Source organism: Acinetobacter sp. BZX-2 (assembly GCF_055179795.1).
In genome coordinates this window covers 866,394-890,312 of the sequence record NZ_CM143686.1, presented here as the reverse complement: position 1 = coordinate 890,312, position 23,919 = coordinate 866,394, and the positions used below count along the sequence as shown (strand labels likewise).

The following is a 23,919-nucleotide window of genomic DNA, read 5'->3' as shown; positions in this document are numbered from 1 at the left end:
ACCGTTCTGAGAATCGTTCTGACAGCCGCAATGAACGCTCTGAAAATCGCTTTAACAAAGCACGTTCAGGTGGTAATGGTTATAACAACAGTCGTTCGGATAACCGTTCAGACAACCGTGGTAATAGCTACCACAATGATCGCTCTGAAAATCGTTATGGTCAAAATAAACGTTCTGAAGGTCGCCCTCAATATAATGAGCGTCGTGACTATGCAGACCGTGAAGAACGTAGTGAACAGCCTGAAAAGAAAAAACCTTTTGTTGTAAATAAAGGATTTAAGAAGTTTTAATTCGTTAAAACTTCTGTAAGACAGTAAAAAGCCACTCGTTTGAGTAATGCTGATCAGTTAAGCCTTTTTAAATCCTCCCCAACCCTCCTTTGATAAAGGAGGGAGTACCAAGAATCTAAAATTATTTTAAATTCTCAGTAGTTCCCCTCTTTTTTAAAGAGGGGTTAGGGGAGATTCTTAAATGAGTAACGATTAAATTACTCTTAACTGACTAGCATTAACCCATTTGAGTGGCTTTTTACATTTCCTAAATTCAACAATCACTAACCAATATGCTCTACTGCACCCTGAGGAATAGCACTCAACAACCGTTTGGTGTACTCATGTTTTGGTGCTCGATACAATTCGTCTGAATTTTCAATCTCGACAATATCACCATGATTCATCACCATAATTTGATCTGAAATATACTTCACGACAGATAAATCATGTGAAATGAAAATGTAGCTTAAGCCAAACTCATCTTGTAAATCTTGAAGTAAATTCAAAACTTGCGCTTGTACAGAAACATCGAGTGCCGAAACAGATTCATCACAAATCAAAATTTCAGGCTTTAACGTTAAACAACGTGCAATCGCAATTCGTTGACGCTGACCACCTGAAAACTCATGCGGATAACGATCAAAAGCTTGTGCAGGTAAACTGACACGCTCTAATAACTCAAGTGCCATTTTTTTACGTTCTGCATCATTCGCGCCAATGTGATGAACTTGCATCGGCTCCATCAGAATTTGCCCCACAGTAAATCGTGGATTCAAAGATGCATACGGATTTTGGAAAATAATTTGAATTTTACGTTGATACTGAGCAAACTCTTTTTCAGACATTGCTAAAATATCTTTACCTTCGAATAATGCTTTTCCACCCGTTGATTCTTGTAAACGCATCAACAATAAACCAATCGTGGTTTTACCCGAACCAGACTCCCCAACTAAACCTAAAGTTTTACCCTTAGCCAGTTTAAAAGAAGCGCCTTTTACCGCTTTAAATTCATCTTTTCCAAACAGCCCTTTACGACTATAAAACGACTTTTTAAGGTCTTGGACCTCAAGAATAATCTCTTCATTTCCAACCAAGCCGCGACTACGTTCAGCACGATTAGCCTCAGATAAATTCTGCGCCTCGACCAATTGGTCGCCCTCTTGCTTCATAAAGTCACTGATCATGGGTAAACGATATGGACGATGTGACAATTGAGGACGGCACATTAACAATGCCTTGGTGTAAGCATCTTTAGGATGCTCCAAAACATCTTTGGCTAAACCTTGTTCACGGATTTCACCATGACGCATGACGATCACTTCATCAGCAATTTCACTCACCAAGGCTAAATCATGGGTAATAAACAACATCGACATTTGACGGCGTTTACGTAGGTCTTCAAGCAAATCTAAAATTTGTTTTTGAATGGTGACATCTAATGCCGTTGTCGGTTCATCCGCAATCAATAACTTAGGCTCGCAGGCAATCGCCATAGCAATCATGACACGCTGCTGTTGACCACCTGAAAGTTGACTTGGGTAGGCATCAATTTTTGTTTCAGGTGAAGGAATACCCACTTCTTTTAACAATTCTAAAGCACGTTGTCTTGCTTGTTTACGTCCCATATTGAGATGCAAACGTAGGATTTCAGCAATTTGATCGCCAACCGTAAACACTGGATTCAGTGAGGACATTGGCTCCTGAAAAATCATGGCAATTTCTTTACCACACATTTCTCGCATCTTCTTAGGCGGTAAACTGAGTAAGTCTATCCCTTCAAAAATGATTTTACTTTTTTCAGCAATTCGAGACTGCCCTACAGGTAACAAACCCATTGTTGCAAGTGAAGTCACCGATTTACCACTACCCGACTCACCCACGAGTGCAACAGTCGTATTTGGTGGAATATCAAAAGAAATTCCCTTCACTGTTTCAACAAATTGTTTATTTTCACCTTTAAAGCTTACGCTTAAATTTTCTACACGAAGTAGCGCAGAAGTTGTAGTTTGTTGTTCTGACATTCTGCCGCTCCTTATTTGAGTTTAGGGTCTAATGCATCACGTAATGCATCTGTAAACATTGAAAATGCAGTCACCAAAATCGCCATTGCGACTGAAGCTGCAACCAATTGCCACCATTTTCCTAAAATCAATTCACTTTGCGCTTCATTCAACATACTTCCCCATGACACGACGCCAACAGGGACACCAAAACCTAAGAAGCTTAGAATGACTTCTGATTTAATGAATGCAACCACAAGAATCGACATTTGTACCAGAGCAATATGGCTTACATTCGGGAAAATGTGTACGAACATACGACGGTAATGACTTACCCCAATCGCCTTGGCTGCAAGTACATACTCACGAGAAGTATGCTTCATATATTCAGCACGAACTAAACGAAACACGCCTGTCCATCCCGTTAGCCCGAGAATCAGGACGATAGAGAGAATCCCTTTTTGTTGTAATACCGCTGCAATTGCCAAAACCAGCAATAAATATGGAATTGAAGTAAAAATGTTATAGAACCAGTTCAGAACATCATCCACCCAACCACCAAAGTAACCTGCAATTGCACCTAAAATCGTACCAATCACAACAGCAACCAAAGCTGCGACCACACCGACAATAATCGAAGTTTCAGCACCTTTAATGGTTTTAAGCAGAACATCCTGCCCCCATTTGTCCGCACCAAAAGGTAAAGTTTGTTTCAATTCAGTTTTTTGGTCGAGTAAATGCCCACCTAATTGTTGATCAATGGCTTTCATATCTTCAGCCAAAGGATCTTGCACACCATAATAGTCAATCACACCACCTGAGCTTTGCTCAGTTGCAATTTGAGTATTTAATTCTTTAATCACATCTTTTAAAGGGTCGACAGGATTTTCTGGCAATGCTTCAACAACAGCCGCCTTTTTAGCAGGATCAGCCGTGCTTTGCTCTGCACCTATAAACGTAGGCGGTGCATAGCTGACAGCGACTTCTTTATTCCAGTTTGATGCAATAACACCTGTCATCGATAAAATGAGCATGACGAAATAACACAGCACAACAAATAGCGAAACCATCGCAATTCGATCTGCTTTTAAGCGACGCATGGCTAAACGCCATAACCCAGGAGAAGCTGAATGATCTTGAGCTTCAGCTTTGCTTTTTAATAAAGTTCCAAGCATGGCTCACCTACTTCAACTGTACACGTGGATCAATCACTTTATAAATCAAATCAGCGATCAGGTTAAAAATCATGGTTGCCGCAGCGACATAAACCGTAATGGCTTTAATCACTGGAAAATCACTACGCTCTACCGCAATAATGACTTCTCGCCCAATGCCCGGAATACCAAAGAAACGTTCAATTAAAAATGCACCAATCAACAATGCAGGCAAACTCGCCATTACATCTGTAACAATTGGAATCGAAGCGTTACGCAATACATGTATGCCCAGAATACGGCTTTCACCAACACCTTTGGCACGTGCAGTACGCACATAATCTTGATTGACTTCATCTAAAACAAAGCTACGGTATAAACGTAAAGTCGGTGCAATACTCACCACCAACATGATGAGAATTGGTAATAATGAGTATTTAAAAAGGTTTTCACTCAGGCTATCACTCCAGCCTTGTACTGGGAACCAACCAAGCTTGTAAGCCAAACCATATTGAAAAACAATGATATACACTAGAATACTAATCGACATACCAATCGTACACAGCATCATCACCATACGGTCAGTCAATGAACCACGTACAGCAGCAACTGCTAAAGCAAGTACGATAGAAACCACAGTTTGTAAAATAACCAATGGAATCAAAATGGTAAGTGAAGGCCCTAAACGAGTCAGGATAATGTCAGATACTGACTCCCCCGTACTCCAACTAAAACCATAATCAAAAGTGACGATTTGTTTGATAAATATCCACAACTGGACGTAATACGGTTGATCCACCCCCAATTGCTGACGAATATTTTCAATTTGTTCTGGATTCGCCATTTTTCCTGCAAGAATATAAGCTGGATCGCCTCCGACCCAGTTAAATAGGAAAAATATGAGCAAAACGACACCCAACATCGTGGGTATCATTTGCCAAATACGGCGTATGATATATGCCAACATAGTATTAATTCCTTTTAATCACGTTGACCAGTAATTTCATCAAAGAAGGCTTTGTTATCAGGTTCACGACCTAAGAAATCCACCACCAGTTGTGATGCTTTCTTTTGACCGCCTTGAGATAAAATCGTTTGACGATAACGTTGCCCTACTTCTGGATTATTTAAGTTATTTCCAAATGCAGACAACATATCTAAAGCCATCACCTCAGACCACATATAACCATAATAACCGACTTGGTAACCGCCCATGATATGCCCAAATTGACCTGGGAATTCTGTGGTTGGTACATAACCTAAAGCCGTAGCGCCTTCAAGTTTTTTCCACACATCTAAAGGCTGAGTTTTTAGTGCATCTGCTGTGTGTAGTGCCATATCAAATTGTGCATATAAAGTTTGGCGTGAATAGAACAAACCACGTCCATAATTATTTACAGCTTTGAGTTTGGCAATCAGCTCGTCATCGATACGTGGGCAAGCAGGTTTACAATAATCTGCCAGTTTGGATAAGCTCTCTTTACGACGTGCCCATTCCTCATACATTTGAGAAGGTGCTTCAACAAAATCACGCTCTACTGACGTTCCTGATTGGGACGTATAACGCGTATTCGACAAAATACCATGCAGCGCATGTCCAAACTCATGTACAAAAGTTTCTAACTCATCACTGTTTAAACCTTTACGGTTAAAATTCGTCACCAAAGCTGAAATCGGTTTACGCTGTGTCAGTGTACTGCCACCTTTTACACCCCAAACCGCAGCATGGCCATATTTCCCTTCACGAGGGAATTTGTCCATATACAAGCCACCGAGCAATTGACCCGTTTTTTTATCAGTTACATCATAGTATTCAACTTCATCTTGCCAAACATCCACTTTGGCAGGCTTAAATTCAATACCATATAAGTCAGATGAAATTGCAAATAACCAGTCTTGAGATGCTTGCGTTGGAAAATATTCACGCATTTTTTCTTGATCAATCTTATATTTAGCTTGGCGTAATTTCTCACTCCAATAGCCTTCACTCCAACGATCAATTTCAGCTTTTTCTACAGGTATTTTTAAAGTTTCAGCTTTAAACTGACGTAATTCTTGTACTTCTTTTTTCTCTAAAGGTGCGACGGTGCTGTGGACTTCATTTAAGAATTTGTTGACCGTTTCTGGGTTTTTCGCCATGCGGTTTTTAAGTGCCCAATCTGCATAGCTTTTATTACCAAACAACTGAGCCAATTCATGACGTAAGTCCATGGCTTGTTTCAATAAAACCAAATTCTTTTCTGTACCACGACGCGTATAGGCGATTTGATAACGTTTGCGTGCATCATCATTATCAGCCAATTCCATAAATGGACGGTACTCTGGTGAATCAAAACCGAGTAAATAGTTACCTTTCTCATTTTTCTTTAAAGCAGCAATATAGCTTTCAGGTAAACCCTTTAGTTCGGCTGGTGTAAATTCTAATTTTTCAGGATTATCACGGATATTACGTGCATATTCTTGTTGAATCTTGGTCAGTTCATCGAGGATAACTTTTAAACGTGCTTGTTTTTCCGCAGGAAGTTGTACGCCTGTATCTTCAAATCCATCTAAAATATCTTGACGATATTTAGTATCTATATCATTGCTCGCTTTGGTTTTTTTGATTTGTTGATAGAGCTTTGAGTTTTGATAAACTTCAGTTTGGAACTGGCTAATTTTAACTTCACAATCTTCAGCAGCCTTACGTAAGTCTGTACTCGGATCAACATTACTATATAAATTGATTGGCCCATAAAAATCTTCAAAATCAGCAAAAATCTGATCCCATTTGGCTAAAACTGGCCCTGCCTCTGCATGATCTTTCAACTTAATTTTTTCAAAATCAGTCAGTTGCTTTTTAATCTTTGCGATGGTTGCATCACACTGAGCTGGAATATCTTTGGTCTGAAACTTAGGTAAAGTACTGCGTGCAGTGTCGGCGAATGCAACTTGGCTAATCCCCATGCTTAACATACAGAGTGTTGTCAGTTTAAAGGCTTGAGTCTTCATGTTTTCTCCAATTTCCAATTTATTCATTTTTCTACATCATTCAATTTTGCTTACTTTTTAATGTCGAAATACATCCATTCCGAAGGAATAATTGGATGCTTTTTAAATCCAATCACACGGGGTTGGGCAAGTGCATTTCTATAACGTGTCGATTCCATCTGAACAGGCATATAGACTTCCATGATTCGTGCCATCTGACGATACAAAACATCACGTTCAGGTCCCGGCTTCATTTTCTGGGTTTGCTCATACAAACGGTCATATTCAGGAATTTTCATACAGCCATTATTGGTGACATGAATATTTTTGCCGTAGAACAATTGCATAAAATTGTCTGCATCAGGATAGTCGGCAATCCAAGCTGAACCTTTAAACATAGTTTTACATTGTTTTTCAGCTTTTAATGCTTCAGCAAACGGCATCGACTTGGTGGTCATTTTGATTTTGATATTGTCTAAAGTCTTTTTCCAAAATTCGGCACCTTGTTGGCTCTTTAAGGTATTGCCCGACAATGTCATTTCGATCACAAGGGGTTTACCATTAGGCAGTGTCCGCCAACCATCCGCGCCAACTTTATAGTTATAACGGTCTAACAGTAAATTGGCTGCTTTAACTGAATAAGGAATACTGGTTTTATAATTTGGATCATGGCCCACAATGCCATAAGGAATTGGGTATTGCAGCTTCTGCGCATCCCCTTTTAACAAAATTTTAATTTGATTATCCGCCGAATAAGCCATCGCCATTGCTCGACGCAAAGCGATCTTATCTTTGGTCAACCCACCAACTACAGGGTTTTGCATATTCCAATAATGATAATCGATAGATGGATCAACAATACGAGAAAGCTGAACGCCTTTTTTAACTAATTCAGGTTTCAACTTACCATCCTGAATTGCTTGAACAGTAAGCTCACCATCCAAAACAAAAAGATCTGTTTCATCTTTGCTGAAAGATAACCAGCGAGATTGCCCTTCTTCCATCACTTGAATATCAACAACGCCGATTTGAGGCATTTTTTTGCCTTTCATCGCATTGACGATTTTCTGATCTTCAGGTGAAGAGGCTTTGAAATCCCAAACATAGCCACGAAAGTCTGGATTTGCTTTGAGAATAATGCGTGAACCCGGTGTCCATTTAGAAAGAACATAAGGCCCTGTACCGACAGGATTTGCCATCGCAAAGCCTGCTTTGTCACGATAATGCTCAATCACCTCTCTTGCCACAGCACCCGCGGGTTGATGTGCCAATAACATTGGGAAATTTTGATCAGGTTGTTTGAGTTTAATCACCAAAGTATAGCGATCAGGTGCATACAAGCCTTCAACTGGCATATCATAATTGAACTTGCCGGTTTTTTTAGCTTGTGCAAGGACTTTATCCATACCTACGATTTTGTCATCAAATAACCAACTATTTGGGGAACGCAAAGATGGATCAAGCAAGCGTTTATAAGAATAAACATAATCTTGTGCCGTTAACTCACGTGGCTTACCTTTAAACACAGAATCTTTGGCAAAATAAATCCCTTTTTGAACTTTAAAAGTATAGGCCAAACCATCTTTACTGACTTCAGGCATCGCAACGGCTGTACGCGTTGTTAACTTTGCAGGAGATGCTAAGTAATCGTAAGTATATAGACCTTCAAAAATAGAGTTATGTACATGCGCGGAATACAAATCATGTGTTCCAGCTGGATCAAAACCTGTTTCAGCGACAGGGAAAACATAACGTAAAACTTTATTTGGATCGGCTGGACTTTTTGCAAATACATTCATCGTGCCTGTGAGAAACATACTTCCCAACAAAACACTCACCCCGATTTGCTTCAATTTCCGATTGAGATTGTCCTTCATCATTTTCATCAACTTAAATATGGTTATTTTTTGACAGGTTGTACATCAAGATATTGCCATGTGGTATTCATCATTGGATGGGCTTTATAACCTTGCACTTGAGGATGGATTAACCAATTTCGAACACGTGTGGTATGAATAATCCATGGGTTCTCCGCTTCTATTTGACGGTTCATTTGCTCATAGAAAGGTTGTCGTTTTTCAGGTAATAAGACCATCGCTTTATCATAAAGTGCATCATAAGCTTTTGACTGATAACAACTTAAATTACCGCGTGCCGAGTTTGGCCCATACAATAACTGTGCGAAGTTTTCTCCTTCTGGATAATCTGCAATCCAAGCACCGCCCCACATCATATATTTACATTGCATGGCTTCTTTCATGTTGTCGGCGAAGTTACTCACTTTGAATTCAACACGAACTCCAATAGCATCTAGATTTTTCTTCCAAAGCTCAGAATGAATAATTGAACTAGAACTATTTTCAGTGTTGTATCTAAGCGTTAAAGGTTGGCCATTCGGTAAAGTACGGTAACCATCTTTGCCTTTTTTATAACCAAAACGATCGAGCAACTTATTTGCCAACAATGGGTTATAACCCACACTGCTTCTATATTTTGGATTATTGCCTTGCACACCCTCTGGAATAAACATTTCAGCCTTAACCGCCTGACCTTTATAAAGCTGTTTAATCGCTTCAGTTTGGTTATAAGACATGCTAATAGCACGACGTAAAGCAATTTTATCTAAGCTAAAACCACCAACAATTGGATCTTTCATGTTGAACATGGTGTAGGTGATTTCAGCATCCTTATTTGGAAAATGTTGAATGCCGAGTTTTTGTAAATCGGGTTTCAGTTGATTGCCGTTGAGTGCTTGCGGAACCGCATTTGAAGTCAGTTTGTCAAAATCGAGTTGTCCTGATTTAAAAGCCAACCAGCGAGACTGCTCTTCTTCAATGATACTGACTGTGACTTTACCGACTTGAGGCATTTTTTTGCCTGACATTTCTTTGACTAACTTATTATCCCAAGCAGTACCAGTCGATTTAAAGTTCCAAACAAAACCACGATATTCAGGATTTGCAACCAATTCAATTTTACTACGAGGCACATATTTACTGAGTTGATATGGCCCTGTTCCCACAGGATGCTGTCCTATACGATCACCATAAAATTCAACCACTTCCCTTGCAGTTCCACTAAAAGCAACATAAGCGAGGATGTATTGAAAATTATAATCTGGACGAGTCAAAGTGAATTGCAAAGTATAACGATCTACAGCTTTTAAACCTGCAATCGGCGCATCGTAATCAAATTTTCCAGTTTTATTGGCATTGGCAACCGCTTGGTCCATCCCAAGGATTTTTCCATCAATAAAATTAAATGCAGGTGAACGGTTTTTGGGATCGCTAATACGTTGTATTGAATAGATATAATCTTGTGCAGTAAGCTCTCGAGCTTTGCCTTTAAAAGCAGGATCAGCAGAAAAATAAATACCAGGTCGAATTTTAAAGGTATAGATTTTGCCTTCTTGTTCAATTTTTGGCATTGCTTGCGCTGTATTTGGAACCAGCACGGCAGGACGAGCAAGGTAATCGTATTTCAATAAAGGTTCAAAAATAACTTCTGCAATATTACCGCTATAGAAATTATAGGTTTTCACCATATCAAAACCATCATCTGGCGCTTCAAATGCCAAATTTAAGACTTTATTTGGCTGCGCTGGTGATTTTGCAATCGCCACTCCCCCACAACTCATTGCACAAGCCATCAGTGCAACTTGTAAACGTTTAAATTCCAAATTCGTACCTACATTTTTTATAAAATAAGATTATGTTTTGACAGAACTTTTTACTTTGTTTGTCATCCTGTAATTCACTACGTTGTGCATTCTGCTGCAATGCTAATTTAACAATAGTGAAAAATTGGACAATAGAACAGCCCCAAATGCAAAGCTAATTTCATGCCACTACTCCTGTTTCGGGCTAAATTTAATTCCCTTTTACCGTAAAATTGCCACATTAATTAGTTATTTATCATGTATCGACATCCTATCGATTCCTATATTTTTCACCTAAATATTAAATTCAGATAACCAATATCAAAACAATTCATAATGCACAATTAAAATACACTGATGTTTCAAAATTGCCCATTTATTTTATCAAAGACTATATTTTATACACACAATAGATTGATTATAAATAATTAATCAATTTAAAGTAACACATAAAAATAAATTATATATTGTATAAAATATATTAAACAGAACAGTAAATGAATAAGAAATGCACTAAAATATAGCTAATCGATCATTTTTTAATCATTTCTTAATACTGCTTTAACATTCTTTTAAATTAATTCCAAACATTTTTTTCAACTATAAAGTCACGAATGTATAAGGATATTCAATACTAATAACGTAAATTTTTATCAATATATTGTATATTTTTAAAACATATAATTATATAGTTGGCACTTGAATTGCTAGAAGGCAATGCAGCAATATCGCTAAGTACAACAAAAAAGGATGTTTCAAAATATGAAAATGAACAACGCTGTTCGTTCTTTGGGATCGCCAACGATTGGCAAATCGTTACTTAAGTTAAGCGCGCTTAGTTTAAGTATGATGTGTCTATCGCTAGCTCACGCTGCGGAAGCAGAGGAAACAAATCAACCAACAAAAGTCGCAAAAGTGACTGTAACGGGGTCGTCAATTAAAGGGGTTGCAGCTCAAAGCGCATCACCAATCACCATTTTAAAAGGTGAAGATTTAGCGAAGCAAGGGATCACGACTGTTGAGGAAGCGTTGACGAAGGTCAGCTCAAACCAAGCAGGTTTCACAACTTCGCAAAACGTGGGAGCAAGTAATACTGAAGGCTCATCTGCAAACTTACGTGCGTTAGGTACAGATAAAACATTAGTTTTATTAAACGGCCGCCGTTTAGCGTATAGCCCTTTCAGTACATCAACCACCAACCTCAATATCATTCCAATGGCGATGGTAGAACGTGTTGAAATTTTACGTGATGGCGCATCTGCTGTTTACGGTGCAGATGCGATTGCTGGGGTAATCAACTTTATCACCAAGAAATCTTTTGAAGGTTTAAACATCAGTGCAGGCGCACTACAACCTGAAGAATCTGGTGGCGATCAACAAGATATTTCAATCTTTGGTGGTTATGGTGATTTAGACGAACAAGGTTTCAATATCTACGGTGTTGTTGATTATCGTAGAACCAACAACATCATGGCAAAAGACCGTAAAATCAGTCGTCGTGGTGGTGTACTTCCAGAACTTGGCCTAGATGCAAGTTCTGCAAATGGTTTCCCTGCAAACTTTTACGATCCGAATGGTGGCCCACTAGATGCTAATGGGGACCCTGAAGGACTACTTGGCAACCCTTATGGTGACAGTAATTGTAGTAACACCCCAAATGTCGTTGCAGATGGTGGATTATGTTACTTAAATACTCAAGCATTGATTGGTATTACGCCTAAAACTGAAACAGTTTCTGCTTTAGGTCGCGGTACATTCAAACTTTCAGATACATTCAATCTAGTTGGTGAATATATCTTCTCGCGCAATAAAGTAGCTACCTCAATTGCACCAGATGTTTATAGCCGTTCTGTATCACTTCCATCTTCAAGCCAATACTATCCTGGTCAAGGAATCACGCCTGATGTAGACGGGATTAGCGGTCAGCCTATTCAACTTTACCTTCGCTCTCAAGCGGGCAACCGTATGAGCGAAACCACTACTGACTCGCATCGTGTTTTTGCGGGTGTTGAAGGTGAAGCATACGGTTGGGATATGAATGGTGGCTTGACGTATGCTCAAAGTGAAGCAACAGATAGTTTTGCAGGTGGTTATTTAAATCGCTCTAGACTTCAAGCTGCACTTAATGATGGTTCAATTAACCCATTTGGTGCTTCAGCTGATTCAAATCTTTGGAAATCTTTTGAAGTTAATGGCGATACCAATAAAGGGAAACTAAAATCAACAACTGCTGATTTTACTGTATCTCGTCCTATCTACACCCTTCCAGCGGGTGAGGTTGGTTTTGCATTTGGTGGTAGCTTCACTAAACAAGAATGGGACCAAAAAGTTAACTCGGCAATTGTGAGCCAAGTGCCAAGTAGCGGTATTGACCCAAATAAACCAATCAGTGAAGGTGATCGTGATATCTCAGCACTATTCACTGAATTCCATATTCCAATCTTAGCGAATTTAGAAGCACAGCTTGCTGCACGTTATGATGACTATAGTGACTTTGGTGATACTTTTAACCCGAAAATTGCGTTCCGTTGGGAACCAATGAAAGAGTTAATGTTCCGTACTTCGTATAGTACTGGTTTCCGTGCACCAAGCTTATATGACATCAATGCACCGCAAAGCGAAACTTATACAGGTTCTAAATATAATGACCCTGTACTCTGCCCAGGTGGTACAGCGACTTCGCCACAATACCAAACTGAATGTAATGTTCAATTCAAGCGTATGCAAGGTGGTTCACCTGATTTGCAACCTGAAGAATCAACCTCATATACAGCTGGTTTTGTTTTAGAGCCAATCAAAAACCTAGTATTCACTGCGGATTATTACAATATTGAAGTAGATAACCTGATTTCTACAATCAGCGATGCTATGATTTTTGATGATCCAGAAAAATATTCAGATCGTTTCATTCGTGATACCGATGGTCGTATTAAGTATGTAAACACGACATTAGTGAATATGGGTGGTATCAAAACTGAAGGTGTAGATTTAAGTCTAAACTATCTTGCGCCAACCACTAAAACAGGTCGTTTCGGCTTTGGTATCGATGGTACATACATCATGAAGTATGATCGCCAAGATGAAAAAGGTGGGAAATGGGAAGGTATTGTTGGTACTTATGATGACCCAGCAATCGTTCGCTGGAAGCATGTTGCGAATGTAAATTGGAGCTATGAAAACTGGAAAATGGTTTTTGAACAACAATTTACACGTGGTTATAAAGATCAAAACACAACAGGTGATGAGAAATATGACAATCACCGTGTAAGTGATTACACGCTATACAACATTTCTGGTACGTATAGTGGATTCAAAAATCTTGAAGTGACTGCAGGTATCAAAAATATCTTTGATGAAGAACCTTCAGCGTCTAACGTAACGGATAATTTCCAATATGGTTATGATCCTCGCTATACAGATCCAGTAGGACGTGCGTATTTCGTAAGAGGTACTTACAAGTTCTAAATGGGTGTTTTGCAAACATTGCCTAAATTTCTAGGTGGTGTTTGCAAGATTTAAATACCTCACTTAAGCCAAACAACAGAATTGAAATAACAATTTTTTTATAGTCACACTTTTACTATTGATTGTTTGTCTCTCATTTCAGGAGTAACAATGGGCACGAATTTTTCAGATTTAGAAAATAACTCTGCCAAACGCCTGATTGGTATTGGAGTAGTAATATTACTGCATCTAATCGTTCTCTATGGATTAATCACAGGTTTAGCTAAAAATGGTGAAAAACCAGTAGAACAGCCTGTTGAGTTACTCATTATTCAGGACAAAAAACCAGATCCACCGAAACCAAAACCAATTGAAAAACCACCTGAGCCACCAAAGCTTGTCGATAAAGTATTGCAAACACCTGATCCAAAACCTGTGGTAAAACCAACAGAAAAAGTTCAGGCAACACCGACTCCTACTCAGAATCCAACACCATCTCCGAGTCCAAATCCATCTCCGAGTCCAAATCCATCACCAACACCTAAACCTGAACCTACACCAGCACCCAAACCAACTGGTGAAACACGTGGTGTGGCTGGCGGTGAAGCAGGCTGCAAAAAACCTGACTACCCTCGTGATGCTTTACAAAATGAGGAACAGGGTGAAGTGTTGATCTCAGTTTATGTCGGTACAGACGGTAAAGTGAAAGAAGCTAAAGTTAAAAAATCAAGTGGTGCTAAATCTCTCGATAAAGCGGCATCAAAAGCATTTAGCTTATGTACTTTTAAACCAGCAATGAAAAATGGTGAACCTCAAGAATCTTGGTATGACATTCCTTATGAATTTGTACTGAATTAATGAATTGCATAAAAAATTTTGGAGATTATGAATGAATAAAATGATGAAACCTGCTCAACTATTTGCTTCAGCAACAATTTTAGCTGCGAGTACATTACTCCCAATTCAGTCAGCATTTGCTGAAGAATCAGCTGCACCAGCAGCAGCGACAAATAGTGAAATACATACGCCACCACCAAAACCTGCGGCAGCACCTACTCATAACCCTTATGGTTTGGAAGCATTGTGGCGTGAAGGCGACATCGTTGCAAAATCTACCCTATTTATTTTGGTACTCATGTCGATTGGTACTTGGTACATCATGGTGACCAAGTTTATTCAACAAGCAAAAATTAAACGTCAAGGTAAAGAAGCTGAAGCAAAATTCTGGGAAGCTGCATCTATTGACAATGCCGCTGAAACGCTTGCTGAAGAAAGTGCGTATCGTTTTATTGCTGAAAAAGGCATTAATTCAACCAAGAAACATGGTGGCAACTTACTAGAACGTATTGATTTCAATACTTGGGTAACGATTTCTATTCAACGTGCGATTGATAAAATCCAAAGTCATTTAAGCGGTGGTTTAGCATTCTTAGCAACAGTCGGTTCAACTGCACCCTTCGTTGGATTGTTTGGTACCGTTTGGGGTATTTACCATGCATTAACTGCGATTGGTATTTCAGGTCAAGCGTCTATCGATAAAGTAGCTGGCCCTGTAGGTGAAGCCTTGATTATGACAGCAATTGGTCTTGCGGTAGCTGTTCCAGCCGTATTGGGTTACAACTGGTTAACGCGTCGTAACAAAGCTGTATTGGATAATGTTCGTACTTTTGGTTCTGATTTACATACTGTTTTATTAAGTGGCGAAATCAAAAACGATAGCACTAAAAATAACGAAATTAAATAAGTGAGGCATCAGCCATGGGAATGATGATCAATTCAGATGGTGACGAAGATGATGTAATTTCAGCCATTAATACCACACCATTGGTTGATATTATGTTGGTATTACTGATTATCTTTTTAATTACAGTACCTGTTGCGATTCATACAGTTCCAGTCAAGTTACCTGAGGAAAAAAACGTTCCTTATGTAACCAAGCCGATCAATATTCAAATCGCTGTGAATAAGGCTGGAGATATTTTTTGGAATGAAAAATATATCGCAGATAAAAGTACATTGATTAGTCGGTTACAGGTTGAGGCGCAAAAACGCCCACAACCTGAAGTTCATATTCGTGGTGACCAAGTTACCAAATATGAAGCGATTGACGAAGTCATCAGTGCGACTCAACAGGCGGGTATTGGCAAAATTGCATTTGTCACTACACCTGTCGCTGCACCATAATCGGATAAGAAGGAACAACTTATGGGTATGAATGTAGGTTCCAATAAAGACGATGATGATGTGATGTTAGACGTCAATATGACTCCTCTTATTGACGTGATGTTGGTATTGTTGATCATGTTTATTATCACTATTCCAATTCCGAATAACTCAATTAATATTGATTTACCTAACGGAGCACCACCACCGCCAACCAATGAGAAACCGCCTGAGCCGATTACATTACGTATTGATGCGCAAGGTAAACTCTTTTGGAATGGCCAGCCTGTTGAAAACAAACAAGCTTTAGAAGTTTTATTTGCAGGTGTTGCACAGAAATCTGATCAAGATCAAATTAAAGTGCAGCCTGACAAAATGTCTGAATATAAAGATGTTGCAATGGTCATGGCCGCCGCTCAACGCTTAAATGTGAAAAAGATTGGTATTTCAGCCAATGCCAATTGATCAGCAATGAGTAAAAGAAAGCGCTAATAATTCAGTTTATTAGCGCTTTTTTAATACCAGATGAACTCCCCACAACCACAACATGTATACTGAATATATACAGAACAAAGCCACACACAACTTGCAATCAAAAGTGACTATTTTTATAGTGATTATTTATTGATCAAAAAATAACAAGATGAATAGAAGATATTTTATATTGATTCCACTGTTTTTTATTTGGCTAAGCGCTTGTAGCTACATTGCTTATCAAGGTCAATTTCCTACGCAAGAACAAATCGATAACGCTAAAATTTTATCTTTGCAAATACAAAATAATTATCCAACATCTGAAATTCTACAAGCATGTTTTATATATGCCATCTGGATCGCCAGTTATGCTTTCTTATTTTGCTCAAAATATGCAATGAAGCACCCTTTTATCAGCTATGCATTCTGTTCAATCTTACCTATTCTTCTCCCCTTGCTCAGTTTTGTTTGGGCAATTGATGTCCCGTCTTACATCGCAGCATTGATTATTGTCATTTGGACAAGTAGCTTATTTCACTTTCTAATCTTACCTTTTGTATTGCCGATATATCGTAAATACATCTACCCGCAGCAAACCAACCAATAAAAAACTGATCAATAAAACGATAAGCTTTCGTTTTATTGATCTCAAAAAACTTATTTTCAATCTTTAATCCATTACAAAACTGGAATATCAATCCACAAAGCTTCTGGAAAATGTTTTGCTAAATAAGTCTTTAAGTATTCAGCAGTATCTTGGGAAATTAATGCATCTTGTGATTCATCATTTAAGTTATAGGCCAAAGCATACAATGCTAGACCACGACTTTTTAATGCTTCCAGACTTAAAATAGTATGGTTAATACTTCCCAATCTGCCTGAACTGACGAGAATCACAGGAAACTGTTTTTCCACAATATAATCAATCGTTAACACATCAGTTGTCAATGGAACCATTAACCCACCAGCGCCTTCCAGTAAAACAACTTGGTATTTCTCAGCAAGTTGTTGAGTCGCATTTTCAATTTTCTGAAAATCAATTTCACGACCATCGATTTTGGTCGCCAAATGTGGAGATGCTGGATAAGTAAAAATTTCAGGCATCGTGAGTTTAGTTTCATCTTCAGGAAACCACCCCATGCCCATGATTTGGCGATGCTGTTCAATATCTTCTGAAATATCAATATTGCCCGTTTGAATCAGCTTTTGAGTGATGGTCTTGCTACCCTGCTCATTCCACAACTTGGCTAAATAACCCGTCGTGTACGTCTTACCAATACCCGTATCTATTCCACTAATAAAATAAATGGATGCAGTCATGGCAGTCTCCGAGCGATACAATAAATTGGATGATAAGTCAGTGAGTAAAATTGCTCTCCGAACTCATTTTGATGCATAAATTTTTGATAATTCAAATAAAAGTCTTGTAGCGTCTGTTTTGTCCAACGAAAATTTGAAGCTGTTGCTGTGACACCCGTAGCTTTTAAATGCTGTAAAACTTGTTTGGGATACTGAAAGTTTAAATGCTCTACTTGCTCTGACAAATATAAGACTTCAAAACCACTATTCCGTAATTTTTCTTGGATCGTTTCAATCGATAAATAAGTCAAACCTTGCCCAGTTAAAGTCTTAATTTCTTGTAAATTTTTCTGCCCAAAGGTCGAAAAACACAAATATCCATCACTTTTTAGACTGCGATAAGATTTTTGAAAAATCGCTTCTAAATCATCGATCCATTGCAACGCTGAACTCGAAACAATCAAATCCAAATGTTGTGGGAAATCCTGCTGTTCAATATCCCCTATGCACCATTCTAATTTTTGATCTGTTGGAAAATGTTGCTGCACCTGCACATATAAATCATTCAGAATCAAATGCTGAATGTTTAGATTTTGCATCAAAAGATGGCTTAAATTCCCTGAACCACAACCAATTTCAAACACGGACTTGATATGGGTTTTTGGATAAAATTGTCTAATTAAATCAAACAACTGCTGTGCAATCTGCTTTTGCACCACAGCATGTTGAGTATAACTTTTTCCCGCCTGAGCAAAACGCAAAGCCACTTGTGATTTATCAATATCCATAGTGTTAAACTGCCCTCACAATAAATTCACAAGTTGATCGAGATCCGTGTGTAGAATTTGCGTTGTTAAGGAAATACGCAGACGTGAACTATACTGAGGTACGGTTGGTGGACGTACAGGCATGATATAAAAACCAGCTTTTTGCAAAGCCTTGGCTTTTTCAACAGTTTTAGCTGAATCACCAATAATCACAGGTACAATATGCGAGGTCGATGGGCAATCAAAACCTTTGGCTTGAACGGCGTGTTGTAGGTTTTGGCTAATGCTTTGTAAATGCTGGCGTTGTGAATTGAGTACTTGTACTTTTTTAAAAATAAAATCTGTCCACGCCATACAAATCGGTGGTTGAGCTGTACTAAAAATCAAAGGACGCATACTATTAATCAGATACTCGCGGATAATAGGATGGCAAATCAAATAACCGCCCACCGATGCAATAGCTTTACCAAAAGTACCGACTAAAAAATCAATATCATCAATCACTTCATACTGTTCTACACAACCTAAACCCTGAACACCACGTACACCGATCGCATGTGCCTCATCAACATAGAGCATGACTTTAGAAAATTGTTTTTTAATCTGAACTAATTCAGCAAGATCAGTTTCGTCACCATCCATACTAAAAATAGATTCGGTCACAATAATAATGCGCTCAAAAGCATCATCATCATGATATTGCTGTAAAAGTTGTGTGAGATGCACTAAATCATTATGGCGATAACGTAGATACTTAGCTTTCGATAAACGAATCCCATCAATCATACTGGCATGAATCAATTTATCTGCAAGAATCAGTGTCTTACTATCTGCCAACGCAGGTAAAATACCAATATTCATATGATAACCACTATTAAATAATAGTGCTGCTCGCCCATGAAAGGCTTGGCTTAAACTGGCTTCCAATTGTTCATATTCAGGAAAATTTCCTGTCAGTAATCTAGATGACGATGAACTCATCCAACGTTGTTCATTCGGCGTTTCATCGAAAAATTGTTCACGTAGCTGAACATCAGCCGCCAAACCTAAATAATCATTAGAAGCTAAATTCAACATTTGATGCTGATCAATGGTGATATAGCGTTGCTGTTGAATATTGACAGTAAATTGACGCAAATTGCCTTGCTGTTTTAAGTCATCTAATTGCTGTGAAAAATGCTCAAGATGTGAGTTTATAACACTCATGCAACGTGCTCCTGCATGCCTTTCACAACGTCAACCAATTGTTCTAACAATATTTTTAGTTGCTGTTCGGAAATCACATAGGGTGGCATAACATAGACTAATTTTCCAAATGGACGGATCCAAATTCCTCTTTTGACAAATTCTTGTTGTAGGATTTTCATATCCACATTAAAGCTTAATTCCACCACACCAATTGCGCCTAATACACGTACATCCTGTACATATTCAAGTGTTTGTAATGGTGTTAAAACCTGTCGAAGATGATTTTCAATACGGCGAATATTCATTTGCCAATCCTGCGAAACCAGCAATTGAGTACTTTTTACAGCCACAGCACATGCCAATGGATTAGCCATAAAAGTTGGCCCATGCATAAACATGCCTGCTTCCCCTCGACTGATAGTTTCTGCGACATGCTTTGTGGTTAAAGTTGCAGAAAGTGTCATATAGCCTCCTGTCAAACCCTTACCTATACACATAATGTCAGGTTCAACTTGTGCATGTTCCCATGCAAACAGCTTACCAGTTCTGCCAAAACCTGTCGCAATTTCATCAAAAATCAGCAGAATATTGTATTTCTCACAAAGTAATTTGGCTTGGCGTAAATACTCAGGATGGTAAAAGCGCATTCCTCCTGCGCCTTGTACAATCGGCTCCAGAATTAAAGCTGCAATCATTGCATGATGTTCTGCTAATGTTTTTTCGAGTTCGAGAATGTCACTTTGATCCCATTGATCATAAAAACCGACTTGCGGCGCAGGAACAAATATACGATTAGGTAAGCTTGAACCAAAAATCTGATGCATTCCTGTGACGGGATCACACACCGACATCGCATTCCAAGTATCACCGTGATACCCCGAACGTGGTGTAACAAAATTGGTTTTTTGAATATTTCCCTGAGCAGACCAAAACTGCACAGCCATTTTCAAAGCAACTTCAACAGCGACTGAACCTGAATCTGCATAGAAAATTTTATCTAAACTGGGTGGGGTAATTTCTAGTAATAATTTTCCAAGTTGTATTGCAGGATCATGTGTGAAACCACCAAACATGATATGCGACATATTTTGTAATTGATCAACAACCGCCTGATTCAGTTCAGGGTGATTATAGCCATGAATCGCACACCACCATGACGACATGCCATCAATCAGTTGGCGACCATCTTCAAGCTCAATCGTTGCACCGTAAGCCTTTTTAACTTTAAACGTCGGTAATGGATGGGTCATCGACGTATAGGGATGCCAAATATGTGCATGATCAAATTGTTGATCATTTAATTCAGCCATCAAATCAGTCATCCCAAACTCCATGTACACGTATCAGTTACAACAAAACAATTTAATGATCTTAAACCTGTGTGGATCAAAAAGAAATTGCGATATTCACCACTCGTCTACAGATTTAATTCAATTTTTGTAAATATTGGCAGATTTTATCAGTTGTTTCTTCAGATTTAAAAACTGGAAAGCCATGCGAGCCACTGATTAATTCAGTTTGCAAAAACTTTGCATCTAATTGTTGTAAATTATCAAATACTTTGTAACTAACTAAATAATCCTGTTTGGCGAATAAATGATATTGCAGACCTGAATAATTTTTTAGGATACTGACAAGATTTAAATTTTCTAAAAGCTTTAAACCTTCTTGAAGCAATTCAATTTTCTGCGGCTGAATCAAACTTTGCAAAGTTAGAAAATCGGCTCTTGTTGTCTCTACGCCTTGACAGACCATATAACCAAATTTTTTTAATGTCGTAATAGCATCATTTCCAAAGGATTGTTTAAAGTTTTGGAATGTCGATTGATCCATTGCTGTTTGCCATTCAGCATTGGCAACAAAACAAGGGTTGGATGCCAATGTAATCAGAATTTTCTTCTCTGAATATTTTCTTTCTACTTGATCGACCAGTAAAGTTGCAAGTTGTCCACCCAATGACCAACCGATGATCACATCAACCGTTTTGGCCTTTTCAACATACTGATTTAATACTTTTTCATCCAAAGCATTGAATATATTCATAAGCTCAACATCATAGCTTCTTTGTTGTAAAGCATGTTGAAGTGAATTGAGCAGCTTTGTCCCACCGCCCCAGCCTGTAATGAGTAAAATACGTTGATTCAATTTAAACTCTATGCAATGACTGAAGATGATTAATAGTATAAGGCTTCGCTATTTTCTAAATCTAGGCTATTTGCTTAATCTGCAATATTTTTAGAATTCAAATCATCTTTTATATCCACGCTATTTTTTAAATACTAACTAACCTGAGTTCGGGATAAGATATATTCCCAATTATATGATACGCGGAAACGTCAGTCGCATTGTTCGAGGCATGAGGAATATATTCCGTAAGATCTGTAATATACTGTTTTTGCGATATATTAGGTACTTGATAGTATTTGTCGAGTTGGCGACTGACAAATGGTTTGCCTACTTTTCCCGAAAGCCTTGCGAGGTAGTACCTCTCAGGTCGAACCTGAACAAGATTGAAATATATTTCAAGCGAAGTGCAAGACGAAGTGGGTTAATCCTTACATCTGACTTTAAACGGTAAGACTCCGCTGTGCCTGATCTATCTTTTTAATTACTTACATCAAAGTTTATCCCGAACTGACGTTAACTACTTAGTACATCAATGTTATCTTTTCAATCAATGTTATCTTTTCAATCAACGTTATTCTCTAAATCAAGCAATAACTTTGCTGGAATGACTTTCAACCAATTGCTTTTAAACTGCTGATGCACTTGATCGATTGGGAAATGACTGTTACGGGCAAGTGCGTGTGCTTTCTCAATATTCTCTGCTCGAGTATAGGCCAATAAATAATTTTGTCCTTCCAATTCTAGAAAAAACCACGACTCAACCAAAACGCCTTCTGCTTTTAACGTTTCAATTGCCTCATCTTTACGTGCATTGAGTTCTGCTTGCCATGCATCGACATGGGTTAAAACATTCAGTTTAAGCTGTATTAAAACTGCGCCAACATCCATTATCTACGCTTACTCATTATTCTCAGATAAACATTCTCATTAATAACATGACCCGTAACAAAATCATCTATTTGTTTGGAATAAATGCCAACATTTATCATCCACATAAATGCTTAAAATTTGCTAAGATCAAGCTAGAATTCATTCAGGAAAGTATGCGATATGAAATCATTAAAACTCGTCGGTATTGGCTTACTTTCTATTTCTGCCTTATGCATAACCAGCACATTCAGTCATGCTGAAAATTCAATCTTTTCTAAATTTGATTCAGATCAAAAACAATGGGTTGGAAAACCTGCGCCAAAATTTAAATTACAAGATCAAAACTCAAAATGGCATGAATTGAGCCAGTACAAAGGCAAATGGGTTGTTCTGTATTTTTACCCTAAAGATGACTCACCGGGTTGCACTCAAGAAGCCAATCAATTCAAATCCTTATACCCAGAATTTATTAAAAATAATGCGGTAGTCCTTGGTGTAAGTTTGGATGATGTTAAATCACATCAAAAATTCTCAGAAAAACTTGGGCTGAATTTCCCGATATTGGCTGATAATAATCACCAGCTTGCAAGTCAGTTTGGCATTGTTCGTAATTTAGGCATCGCAAAAATTGCCAAACGAGAAACCTTTTTGATTGATCCGCAAGCCAATATTGTCTACCACTACAGCAGTGTGAATACACAGACACATGCAGTACAAGTTTTGGCAGACGTTCAAAAGTTTGCGAAAAAGAAGTAAAGATCCGAAAAACTATTTATTGTAAAACTCAAACAAACCAAGGATTCACTTAGATTAGGTCATACAAAAAAAGCCTTTAGACTTGTATCTAAAGGCTTTACTATCTGTAAAATAAAATCTTACATTTGAGATTGGATATAATTCTGTAAACCAATCAGTTCGATCAAACGAAGCTGTTTTTCAAGCCAATAGGTATGATCTTCTTCAGTATCATTCATCTGCTGACGTAACATATCACGAGTTACATAGTCGCCCTTTTCTTCACAAAGTTTTACACCTTGAGCTAACTTTTCACGTACATGATACTCAAGTGCTAAGTCTGCTTTTAAGCAAGTGACAACATCTTCACCCGTCACAATATCATCACGATTCATATTGGGTGTGCCTTCAAGGAACAACACACGGCGAATTAAAGCGTCTGCATGTGATGCTTCTTCTTGCATTTCATGGTCAATACGTTCGAAAATTTTGCTTAAACCCCAATCTTCGTACATACGAGAATGGATTAAGTATTGATCACGAGCAGCCAGTTCACCACCGATCAACATATTTAGATAGTCTACAACTTCTGGATTGCCACGCATTTCAAAAACTCCATACCCTTTTCAGCTATTATGGACAAATTTTATAAATTTTGCAAAATATAATATTCGTAAGTTTATGATTTTTATAAAATTAAAATGAGAAACATACGCATTTGCAATTCTTATTCCTAATTTTCCATATAAAAAATAACCGCTTGCAAAAACATATCGTATTCTCAAAGCCTTTTTTGAT

Annotated in this window: 20 protein-coding genes; 7 read left to right on the top strand and 13 right to left on the bottom strand. The window is 38.2% G+C overall.

Annotated elements, in window-relative coordinates:
• Window positions 1–553: 553 nt before the first annotated feature.
• From ACY45D_RS04200 to ACY45D_RS04175, 6 genes are read right to left on the bottom strand one after another with little or no spacing between them, the layout of a single operon-like run.
• Window positions 554–2,293 carry an ABC transporter ATP-binding protein gene (locus ACY45D_RS04200; RefSeq protein ID WP_463108576.1) on the bottom strand — a complete coding sequence of 580 codons (1,740 nt, stop codon included), beginning with the start codon at window positions 2,291–2,293 and terminating at the stop codon, window positions 554–556.
• 11 nt (window positions 2,294–2,304) lie between these two features.
• Window positions 2,305–3,447: an ABC transporter permease gene (locus ACY45D_RS04195; protein WP_463108575.1), complete on the bottom strand. Its 1,143-nt coding sequence runs from the start codon at window positions 3,445–3,447 to the stop codon at window positions 2,305–2,307.
• 7 nt (window positions 3,448–3,454) lie between these two features.
• On the bottom strand, window positions 3,455–4,393 hold the full coding sequence (locus ACY45D_RS04190) for an ABC transporter permease (RefSeq protein ID WP_010116887.1): 939 nt from the start codon (window positions 4,391–4,393) through the stop codon (window positions 3,455–3,457).
• Between the two features lie 14 nt (window positions 4,394–4,407).
• Window positions 4,408–6,444 carry a M3 family metallopeptidase gene (locus ACY45D_RS04185; RefSeq protein ID WP_463108574.1) on the bottom strand — a complete coding sequence of 679 codons (2,037 nt, stop codon included), beginning with the start codon at window positions 6,442–6,444 and terminating at the stop codon, window positions 4,408–4,410.
• 23 nt (window positions 6,445–6,467) lie between these two features.
• Window positions 6,468–8,276 (bottom strand): ABC transporter substrate-binding protein, encoded by a 1,809-nt coding sequence (locus ACY45D_RS04180; RefSeq protein WP_463108573.1) that lies wholly within the window; start codon window positions 8,274–8,276, stop codon window positions 6,468–6,470.
• 20 nt (window positions 8,277–8,296) lie between these two features.
• Window positions 8,297–10,045, bottom strand: coding sequence for an ABC transporter substrate-binding protein (locus ACY45D_RS04175; RefSeq protein WP_463109423.1), 1,749 nt, complete (start codon window positions 10,043–10,045; stop codon window positions 8,297–8,299).
• Window positions 10,046–10,816: 771 nt separating this feature from the next.
• Here ACY45D_RS04175 and ACY45D_RS04170 point away from each other — a divergent pair.
• From ACY45D_RS04170 to ACY45D_RS04145, 6 genes are all read left to right on the top strand, one after another.
• Entirely contained in the window at window positions 10,817–13,519 is a 2,703-nt protein-coding gene (locus ACY45D_RS04170) for a TonB-dependent receptor (protein WP_463108572.1), read from the top strand.
• A gap of 150 nt (window positions 13,520–13,669) precedes the next feature.
• Entirely contained in the window at window positions 13,670–14,356 is a 687-nt protein-coding gene (locus ACY45D_RS04165) for an energy transducer TonB (protein WP_463108571.1), read from the top strand.
• A 31-nt stretch (window positions 14,357–14,387) separates the two neighbouring features.
• Entirely contained in the window at window positions 14,388–15,242 is an 855-nt protein-coding gene (locus ACY45D_RS04160) for a MotA/TolQ/ExbB proton channel family protein (protein ID WP_463108570.1), read from the top strand.
• A 14-nt stretch (window positions 15,243–15,256) separates the two neighbouring features.
• Window positions 15,257–15,682 carry an ExbD/TolR family protein gene (locus ACY45D_RS04155; protein ID WP_120383880.1) on the top strand — a complete coding sequence of 142 codons (426 nt, stop codon included), beginning with the start codon at window positions 15,257–15,259 and terminating at the stop codon, window positions 15,680–15,682.
• A 21-nt stretch (window positions 15,683–15,703) separates the two neighbouring features.
• Window positions 15,704–16,126, top strand: coding sequence for an ExbD/TolR family protein (locus tag ACY45D_RS04150; protein WP_463108569.1), 423 nt, complete (start codon window positions 15,704–15,706; stop codon window positions 16,124–16,126).
• 178 nt (window positions 16,127–16,304) lie between these two features.
• Window positions 16,305–16,742 (top strand): hypothetical protein, encoded by a 438-nt coding sequence (locus tag ACY45D_RS04145; RefSeq protein WP_463108568.1) that lies wholly within the window; start codon window positions 16,305–16,307, stop codon window positions 16,740–16,742.
• A gap of 71 nt (window positions 16,743–16,813) precedes the next feature.
• On the opposite strand, the gene bioD is transcribed toward ACY45D_RS04145, so the two are convergent.
• From bioD to ACY45D_RS04115, 6 genes are all read right to left on the bottom strand, one after another.
• Entirely contained in the window at window positions 16,814–17,455 is a 642-nt protein-coding gene (bioD, locus tag ACY45D_RS04140) for a dethiobiotin synthase (RefSeq protein WP_463108567.1), read from the bottom strand.
• Window positions 17,452–18,222 (bottom strand): malonyl-ACP O-methyltransferase BioC, encoded by a 771-nt coding sequence (gene bioC / locus ACY45D_RS04135; RefSeq protein WP_463108566.1) that lies wholly within the window; start codon window positions 18,220–18,222, stop codon window positions 17,452–17,454. Before bioC ends, bioD begins: the two co-directional genes overlap by 4 nt.
• A gap of 15 nt (window positions 18,223–18,237) precedes the next feature.
• Complete coding sequence (locus ACY45D_RS04130) at window positions 18,238–19,407, bottom strand: 8-amino-7-oxononanoate synthase (protein ID WP_463108565.1); 1,170 nt, start codon at window positions 19,405–19,407, stop codon at window positions 18,238–18,240.
• On the bottom strand, window positions 19,404–20,699 hold the full coding sequence (gene bioA, locus ACY45D_RS04125; protein ID WP_463109422.1) for an adenosylmethionine--8-amino-7-oxononanoate transaminase: 1,296 nt from the start codon (window positions 20,697–20,699) through the stop codon (window positions 19,404–19,406). Before bioA ends, ACY45D_RS04130 begins: the two co-directional genes overlap by 4 nt.
• A gap of 115 nt (window positions 20,700–20,814) precedes the next feature.
• A complete protein-coding gene (locus tag ACY45D_RS04120; protein WP_463108564.1) occupies window positions 20,815–21,534 on the bottom strand; it encodes a lipase family protein in 720 nt (239 codons plus the stop codon).
• Between the two features lie 543 nt (window positions 21,535–22,077).
• Window positions 22,078–22,404: a DUF6176 family protein gene (locus ACY45D_RS04115; protein WP_463108563.1), complete on the bottom strand. Its 327-nt coding sequence runs from the start codon at window positions 22,402–22,404 to the stop codon at window positions 22,078–22,080.
• Window positions 22,405–22,566: 162 nt separating this feature from the next.
• Between ACY45D_RS04115 and ACY45D_RS04110 the strand changes: the two genes are divergently transcribed.
• Window positions 22,567–23,142, top strand: coding sequence for a peroxiredoxin (locus ACY45D_RS04110; RefSeq protein WP_463108562.1), 576 nt, complete (start codon window positions 22,567–22,569; stop codon window positions 23,140–23,142).
• 119 nt (window positions 23,143–23,261) lie between these two features.
• On the opposite strand, the gene ftn is transcribed toward ACY45D_RS04110, so the two are convergent.
• Window positions 23,262–23,726, bottom strand: a complete 465-nt coding sequence (gene ftn, locus ACY45D_RS04105; RefSeq protein ID WP_010116029.1) for a heteropolymeric bacterioferritin subunit Ftn — start codon at window positions 23,724–23,726, stop codon at window positions 23,262–23,264.
• Window positions 23,727–23,919: the final 193 nt, after the last annotated feature.

Coding starts and splice junctions, on each gene's coding strand:
- ACY45D_RS04200 (WP_463108576.1), bottom strand. CDS start 2,293: ATGTCAGAACAACAAACTACAACTTCTGCGCTACTTCGTGTAGAAAAT.
- ACY45D_RS04195 (WP_463108575.1), bottom strand. CDS start 3,447: ATGCTTGGAACTTTATTAAAAAGCAAAGCTGAAGCTCAAGATCATTCA.
- ACY45D_RS04190 (WP_010116887.1), bottom strand. CDS start 4,393: ATGTTGGCATATATCATACGCCGTATTTGGCAAATGATACCCACGATG.
- ACY45D_RS04185 (WP_463108574.1), bottom strand. CDS start 6,444: ATGAATAAATTGGAAATTGGAGAAAACATGAAGACTCAAGCCTTTAAA.
- ACY45D_RS04180 (WP_463108573.1), bottom strand. CDS start 8,276: ATGATGAAGGACAATCTCAATCGGAAATTGAAGCAAATCGGGGTGAGT.
- ACY45D_RS04175 (WP_463109423.1), bottom strand. CDS start 10,045: ATGGCTTGTGCAATGAGTTGTGGGGGAGTGGCGATTGCAAAATCACCA.
- ACY45D_RS04170 (WP_463108572.1), top strand. CDS start 10,817: ATGAAAATGAACAACGCTGTTCGTTCTTTGGGATCGCCAACGATTGGC.
- ACY45D_RS04165 (WP_463108571.1), top strand. CDS start 13,670: ATGGGCACGAATTTTTCAGATTTAGAAAATAACTCTGCCAAACGCCTG.
- ACY45D_RS04160 (WP_463108570.1), top strand. CDS start 14,388: ATGAATAAAATGATGAAACCTGCTCAACTATTTGCTTCAGCAACAATT.
- ACY45D_RS04155 (WP_120383880.1), top strand. CDS start 15,257: ATGGGAATGATGATCAATTCAGATGGTGACGAAGATGATGTAATTTCA.
- ACY45D_RS04150 (WP_463108569.1), top strand. CDS start 15,704: ATGGGTATGAATGTAGGTTCCAATAAAGACGATGATGATGTGATGTTA.
- ACY45D_RS04145 (WP_463108568.1), top strand. CDS start 16,305: ATGAATAGAAGATATTTTATATTGATTCCACTGTTTTTTATTTGGCTA.
- bioD (WP_463108567.1), bottom strand. CDS start 17,455: ATGACTGCATCCATTTATTTTATTAGTGGAATAGATACGGGTATTGGT.
- bioC (WP_463108566.1), bottom strand. CDS start 18,222: ATGGATATTGATAAATCACAAGTGGCTTTGCGTTTTGCTCAGGCGGGA.
- ACY45D_RS04130 (WP_463108565.1), bottom strand. CDS start 19,407: ATGAGTGTTATAAACTCACATCTTGAGCATTTTTCACAGCAATTAGAT.
- bioA (WP_463109422.1), bottom strand. CDS start 20,699: ATGGCTGAATTAAATGATCAACAATTTGATCATGCACATATTTGGCAT.
- ACY45D_RS04115 (WP_463108563.1), bottom strand. CDS start 22,404: ATGGATGTTGGCGCAGTTTTAATACAGCTTAAACTGAATGTTTTAACC.
- ACY45D_RS04110 (WP_463108562.1), top strand. CDS start 22,567: ATGAAATCATTAAAACTCGTCGGTATTGGCTTACTTTCTATTTCTGCC.
- ftn (WP_010116029.1), bottom strand. CDS start 23,726: ATGCGTGGCAATCCAGAAGTTGTAGACTATCTAAATATGTTGATCGGT.